This is a genomic window from Natronomonas sp. (genome assembly GCF_046710025.1).
Taxonomy (GTDB): Archaea; Halobacteriota; Halobacteria; order Halobacteriales; family Haloarculaceae; genus Natronomonas.
Window position 1 is genome coordinate 22,097 of record NZ_JBKEGK010000008.1, and the last position, 6,382, is coordinate 28,478.

Here is a 6,382-nt window from a genome sequence, read left to right on the forward strand (position 1 = left end):
GGCCCTCGCTGTTTTTCTGCGTCACCGCCACAGTTCGGCCCGTATCGAACGACGTTTCACGAGTGAGAACCCGACGAGGATGATCGCAAAGCCGCCGACGGTCGGCGCGTCAATCAGTTCACCCAAGAAGAGAAATCCCGTTACGGCTGCGAACGCTGGCGCGACGTAGGAGACGAGGTTGATTTCGATCGCACCGAGCCGTTCGAGGAGGGTGAAGTATATCAGGAAGCCGAGCGCGCTCGAGACGACGGCGAGGTAGGCGAGCGCGGCGGTCGCTTCCGCGGTCGGAACGCCGGGGACTGCTTCTTCGAGTCCGATGCTAAAACCGTGCATAAGTGCTGCGCCCCCGAGCATCGACCACGCCTCCATCGTCTCGATCGGAAGGTCGGCGTCGATGCGCCGGGTCAAAACGCTCCCCAGCGCGAAACAGAGCGCGGCCCCGAAGACCAACGCCTCGAAACGCGACCCGACGAGGTTCGTCGGGTCGGGTCGCGAGAGCACGACTACGCCGACGAACCCGAGCGCTATGCCGACGAGGCCGACGGCCGTCAGCCGCTCGTCGGGGAGCAGCGCCCGCGCAAATACAGTTGTCATAACCGGCGATAGCGAGACGATGACGGCCGCCGCTGCGCTTGTCGTGCCCCGTTCGCCGACAAACAGGAGCGCGTGGTAGCCGGCGATAATGAAAACAGCGCCGACGCCGACCGTCGCCCACTCGGCACGCCCCTTCGGCCGCCACCGGTCCGTCGCCCGGAGGGCGTACCCGAACATTAGCAAGCCAGCGACGTCGAAGCGGAGCGCGGCGAAGAGCACCGGCGCATCGAAAAAGTACGCCGGATTCGTCGGATCGCCGAGACCGGCCTTGATCGCCATGAACGCCGATCCCCACACCGCGGCGAGCATCAGAAACAACAGAGCGTTGCGGTAGCGCACACCCGACGCTGGGACGACCACGCTTTCAACGTTTTCGGCATCGTTCTCGAAGGGCGGGCGCGCTCGTGAGACTCACCGGTTGGCGATGAGGAGTGCGGCGATTCCCCCAAGGAACAGCCCGGCGCCGCCCGCGACCGGCGAGCGCGTCTCGACGGCGACGATCAACAGCGCAAGCGGAACGATGACCGCAATCGCGACTCCGACGAACTCGATGGCCCTAGAGATCCGAGCCTGCAGGCGGGTCTGTCTGGACTCCCGTCCGTTGTCGTCGCTGGCCCGGAGCGGCCGGTGGCAACTGCGGCGTGACCTCGCCCAAGAGTTGGGAGGTGACCCACTCGCCCCGGGCGCGTTACCCCGGTACATCTGCCTCGAGCCGTTCGGTACGGATCGCTCGGAGGAGGTCCTCACGGGCGACGATTCCGAGGAGCGCGCCCGCCTCGTCGACGACGGGTAGGCGGTTGATATCTAGCTCGTCGTCGGCCAGCAGTTCGAGTAGTTCGTCGATGTCCGCCTTCGGCCCGACGGTGACGACCGCCTCTGTCATTACGTCGCCGATCGGCCGGCCGACGTTCCGGGCGAGATCGATCCCGAAGTCGAGTTCGTCCCATGAGAGGTCGACGGCATAGGTGAGCGATTCGAGAAACGGTGGAAAGCCGACCGGTATCCAAAGCGTCCGGTCGGAGGGCTGAAACAGATCGACGAGGTCACCCTGTGTGACGATCCCGACAACGAGGCCGTCCTCGGTGACCGGGAACCCGTTGAAATCCGCGCGTGCGAGGCGACCGAGAACCTCGCCGACGTCGTCGTCGGGCGAGGCCGTCTCGACGTCCCGTGTCATAATATCGTATGCGTTCATATGTGTTCGTTCCGTGGGCGACAGCATAGACGTTGTGGCGGCTGAGGCCCGCGATGCGGTTCAACCGGCGGCTCGTCCGGGCGGGGTCACCGTCGTCGGTCAGCCGTGTGGCGTGGCGGGTCGGAGTCGGTCCTGCATCCGGGAACCTTTTATTCGAATCCACCCGTGGTCGCGGTATGGAGAGTCTCAATCGGATGGCCGTCGAGTTGGTCGACGAGGCGATCGACTTCGCCGACGAGCTCGCGATCGAGGTCCACGAACTCGACAACGGGGCCGTCGTTCTCGACTTCGGGGTCGACGCGCTCGGCGGCGTTGAGGCCGGACTGCTGTTGGCGGAGATCCAGACCGGCGGACTGGCGACGGTACAGACCGGCGTCAGGGATCTTGAGGGAACCCCCCGGACGTACGTCGAGGTCTCAACCGATCACCCTGCGATGGCGTTCCTGGCCGCACAGAAGGCGGGCTGGGAGCTCTCGATAGAGGGCTTCGAGGGGCTTGGAAGCGGACCCGCCCGCGCGCTTGTCGCCGAGGAGGAGGAGTTCCAGCGGATCGGCTACCGCGACGCGGCAGACTTCACCGTCTTGGCGGTCGAGAGCGACGAACTACCCGGTGAGGCGGTCGCCGAGCACGTCGCCGAGCGGACGGGTGTCCCGACGTCAAGTGTCTTCCTGCCGACGTTCTCGACCGCGAGCCTGACCGGTAGTGTCGCACTCGCCGGACGGGCGGGCGAACTCGCGACGTTTCGGCTCTCGGAGCTCGGCTACGACCCCCTCGACGTATTAAGCGTGACCGCCTCCGCGCCGGTCGCGCCGGTACCGGGGAGCGACAACGAGGCGATGGCGAGGACGAACGACGCCCTCGCGTACGGCTCCCGCGTCCACGCGACCGTCGAGACGGGGTTCGACCGGTTCGACGAGGTCGCCTCGACGGCCGGAGACGAGTTCGGGACCCCCTTCGCGGAGATCTTCGCGGACCACGAGTGGGACTTCTACGACCTCCCGGTGGAGCTTTTCGCGCCGGCACAGGTCACCGTTGACGTGATCGGAGAGGGCGTCGAGGTAATCGGCGGGACCGACGAGGCCCTCCTTGCCGAGAGCTTCGGACTGCGATAGCCCCTCGCTTCGGTCTGTATTTTCGTGGAGCGCAGGACTAACGAGTCCGCCCCTGAGAGTGCCTCCACATCGGATATCCAAACCGTTTATACTTCGCCGACGGGAATCGATTGGTATGCCGAAACAACAGAATGAGGTCCGTGATCTTCAGGAAGGCAACTACGTGATGATTGAAGACGTTCCGTCAAAGATCACATCCTACAGCACCTCAAAGCCCGGTAAACACGGGAGTGCGAAGGCCCGCGTCGAGGGAACCGGCGTCTTCGACGGCCAGAAGCGCAACTTCACTCAGCCGGTCGACGCAAATATTTGGGTTCCAATCGTCAACCGGAAGCAGGGACAGGTCGTCTCCGTCTCCGGCAACGAAATGCAGGTTATGGATCTCGAAACCTACGAAACGATCACGATGCGCATCCCCGAGGACCTCGACCCCGAGTCCGACGACAATATCGAGTATCTTGAGTTCGAGGGGCAACGAAAGGTCGTCTGATCGGTCCCGCCGATGGCCGCGTTCCCCGGAGCTGACGCCGGACTGCAGGAGGCCGCCTACGCGATCGTCGGCGCGCCGTTAGACGTTTCGACGACGTTTCGCCCCGGCGCACGGTTCGGCCCGGAGCGGATACGGCGGTTCGCTCGGGCATTCGACGACTACGACCGACGGACTGGCCGCCGTTTCGGCGATCTTGTTGCCGACGACGGCGATCTCGAGGCGTGGGACGACGCGGCGGAGTATCTTCAGTTTCTTGAGGGGGAACTTGCTGATCACCGTGCGGATGGACGCGTTCCACTGCTTTTGGGCGGTGAACATAGCGTCACCGTCGCCGGCGTCAGGGCGACGGAGCCGGATGTCTACATCTGTCTTGACGCCCACCTCGACCTCTATGACGCCTACGCCGGAAACGAACGCTCGCACGCGACCGTCACACGGCGGGCGCTCGAAACCGCCGAGGAGGCAGTCTTGCTCGGGGTCCGAACGGGAAGTGAAGCCGAATGGGATCGTGCGGCTGAGGCCGATGTGACCGTGGTCGAACCCGAGGACGTGGCTTCCTGGAAACCGACGTTCGACGGTGACGCGTACCTGAGCGTCGACATTGACGCCGCCGACCCGGGCTTCGCGCCGGGGACTGGCACCCCGGCCCCGTTCGGCCTGTGTCCCCGGGAGATGCGAGCGGTCGTCCGGGCGGTCGCGCCGCGCGCCGTCGGGTTCGATGTTGTCGAGGTGAACGACCGTGACGACGGGCAGGCGGCCGCCCTCGCCGGGAAGCTACTCCAAGAGTTCGTCTTTGCGGGCGCGGACGGCTGACGGGAGGATACGGCTCACGGAGGACGGCGGGGCTACCGCGCTCGAAGCCCGAGCTAGGTTCGCTTGCCAATCTCCTCGCGAAGCAGTTCTGAGACGACTTCGCCGTCGGCTTTTCCACGGAGCGCGCCCATACACTCGCCCATAAGCCCCGAGAAGGCTGCCATCCCCTCGGCCTCGACTTGAGACTCGTTTCGCTCGATCACCTCAACGATAGTTTTCCGAACCGCCTCACGGTCGACGCCGGACAGCCCCGCGGCCTCGATCGCGGCCTCGGCCGACAGCGCCGGCTCCTCGGCGAGTTCGGTCAGTACGGGAGCGATCCCCTCGTTGGCCAACTCGCCCGCCGCAGCGAGTTCGAGCACCGACAGCAGGTGCTCCTCGGTCAGGTTCTCAACCGGGACATCGTCACGCCGGAGTTCGGTTAGCGTCGATTCGAGGGTGCTCGCCGCGGTCGTCGGGTCGACACCCCGCTCGACGGCGGCTTCGAACGTCGGCATGTGACGGCCGTACGCGACCTGCTCGGCGAGCCCTGCCCCGAGCCCGAGCTCCTCGCGGTAGCGTTCGACCCTCTGTGTGAGCAGTTCCGGCGATTCGATTTCGGAGGGATCGGGGTCGACCGGCGGCACGTCGGTCTCGGGGTACATCCGCGCCGCGCCCGGAAGCGGGCGGAGATATTGCGACGTACCATCGTCGTTCGCGCCGCGGGTCTCCTCCGGCACGCCCTCGATCGCGGTCTCGGCGCGCTTGGCAACGGCCTCGATGGCCCGCTCGGCGACATCGGCGTCAGCAGCGACGATCCCGACCGCATCCCCGGGATCAGCGCCGACGGCGTCCCGGAGTTCCTCAACTTCGCTCTCTGTGACGCCGTAAGCCGGCAGTTCGTCGGTATGAAAGATTCCGCCCGCGCCTTGGCGCTTGGCGTGGTCGGAAAACTCCGTCCCGAGGCGTCTGTCGGGTTGGATCTCGCGGCCGACGAGGCCATCGAAACCGACGAGGCGGACGGCACGGACGGCTTCGGCCCCGGCGATAACACCGCTGTCGGTGTCCGCGAACACCTCGGTCACGTCGGTCGGCTCCGCGACCGCGGCGTCCCGTGAACTGAGCGTTTCGGCGATGTCGAGCAACTCGACCTGCCTGTTGGCCTCGCCCGCGACGAGGTCCTCGATGTCGTCGAGGCTCTGTACGCCTTTCATTTCGACGCGTGCGCCCGCCGCGATCGAGACGTTCACGTCCTGACGGATCGTCCCGAGGCCCCGCTTGACCTTTCCGGTCGAGCGGAGCAACATCCCGATCCGTTCGGCGGCCTCGCGGGCCTGCTCCGGCGTCCGGATGTCGGGCTTTGTTCCGATCTCGACGAGGGGGATGCCGAGGCGATCCAGGCCGTAGGTCACGCCGCTTTCTCGCTCCTCGATTCGGGCCGCGGACTCCTCCTCCAACAGCATGTCCGCGATCCCGACGGGGCCGTCGTCGGTTTCGATCTCGCCGTCGGTGGCGACGAGCGTGGAGCGCTGAAAGCCCGAGGTGTTGGAGCCGTCGACGACGATCTTCCGCATGACGTGAGCCTGGTCGACGACGGTACAGTCCAAGAGAGTCGCGATCTCCAGCGCCGTGTTCAGCGCCTCCCGGTCGAGCCGCCCCGGCGGTTCGTCGTCCTCCTCGACGAGACAGGTGGTGTCGAAGGCGAGATACTCGAACTCCCGGTCGACGCGGGACTCCTCAAGGGCGGCCTCGTCAAGCTCGCCGAGTTCGGACTTTGTCGGGTGAAGATACCGGCTGAACGACCGAACCGACTCCCCTGGGTCGCGTCGCTCGGTCGGGCAACCGCAAAAGAGTTTGCTCGCCGTGTCGAGCTGTTGGTGGATCTCCAGCCCGGCAACGAGCCCCAACTCCTCGTAGTCGTGAGTCATTACTCGACGGTGCGGCACGGACGCTCAAAAAAGACACCATCCGGCGGGGCGCGCGACCACCACCGCGGACTGACTGTCGTGATCGCCGGGGGTCACCGGTCGGGCGGCGGTGCTGTTCTACGTGTCCGCTGTTGGGGTGTGTCTGGGGCTCGGTTATTCGAAGTCGCCCTCTTCGAGGGCGGCCCGCAGTACCATCCCGAGTGCGAGGTGTTGGCGGGCGGCCTCGGCGACGTTATCGCGGGCGGTTTCGGCGTCGTCGAGGGTGTATTCT

At 65.9% G+C, this 6,382-nt stretch carries 7 protein-coding genes; 3 read left to right on the forward strand and 4 right to left on the reverse strand.

Annotation, left to right across the window (positions count from 1 at the left end; all coding sequences use genetic code 11):
* Nucleotides 1-21 precede the first annotated feature (21 nt).
* The 3 genes from ACI944_RS01325 to ACI944_RS01335 all read right to left on the reverse strand — a co-directional run bounded on the left by ACI944_RS01325 (nucleotide 22) and on the right by ACI944_RS01335 (nucleotide 1,789).
* A complete protein-coding gene (locus ACI944_RS01325) occupies nucleotides 22-903 on the reverse strand; it encodes a DMT family transporter (protein WP_411717269.1) in 882 nt (293 codons plus the stop codon).
* Nucleotides 904-1,005: 102 nt separating this feature from the next.
* On the reverse strand, nucleotides 1,006-1,296 hold the full coding sequence (locus ACI944_RS01330; protein ID WP_411717262.1) for a hypothetical protein: 291 nt from the start codon (nucleotides 1,294-1,296) through the stop codon (nucleotides 1,006-1,008).
* The gene (locus ACI944_RS01335) at nucleotides 1,283-1,789 is read right to left on the reverse strand and encodes a CBS domain-containing protein (RefSeq protein ID WP_411717263.1); all 507 of its coding nucleotides are present in this window, start codon (nucleotides 1,787-1,789) and stop codon (nucleotides 1,283-1,285) included. Before ACI944_RS01335 ends, ACI944_RS01330 begins: the two co-directional genes overlap by 14 nt.
* Nucleotides 1,790-1,965: 176 nt before the next feature.
* Here ACI944_RS01335 and mch point away from each other — a divergent pair, with 176 nt between their 5' ends.
* The 3 genes from mch (at nucleotide 1,966) to speB (ending at nucleotide 4,204) form a co-directional block, all read left to right on the forward strand.
* Nucleotides 1,966-2,901 carry a methenyltetrahydromethanopterin cyclohydrolase gene (gene mch / locus ACI944_RS01340; protein WP_411717264.1) on the forward strand — a complete coding sequence of 312 codons (936 nt, stop codon included), beginning with the start codon at nucleotides 1,966-1,968 and terminating at the stop codon, nucleotides 2,899-2,901.
* A 115-nt stretch (nucleotides 2,902-3,016) separates the two neighbouring features.
* Complete coding sequence (locus ACI944_RS01345) at nucleotides 3,017-3,391, forward strand: translation initiation factor IF-5A (RefSeq protein WP_411717265.1); 375 nt, start codon at nucleotides 3,017-3,019, stop codon at nucleotides 3,389-3,391.
* Nucleotides 3,392-3,403: 12 nt separating this feature from the next.
* Complete coding sequence (gene speB, locus ACI944_RS01350; RefSeq protein ID WP_411717266.1) at nucleotides 3,404-4,204, forward strand: agmatinase; 801 nt, start codon at nucleotides 3,404-3,406, stop codon at nucleotides 4,202-4,204.
* A gap of 53 nt (nucleotides 4,205-4,257) precedes the next feature.
* Here speB and gatE read toward each other — a convergent pair whose 3' ends face one another.
* A complete protein-coding gene (gatE, locus tag ACI944_RS01355; RefSeq protein WP_411717267.1) occupies nucleotides 4,258-6,111 on the reverse strand; it encodes a Glu-tRNA(Gln) amidotransferase subunit GatE in 1,854 nt (617 codons plus the stop codon).
* Between the last annotated feature and the right edge of the window lie 271 nt (nucleotides 6,112-6,382).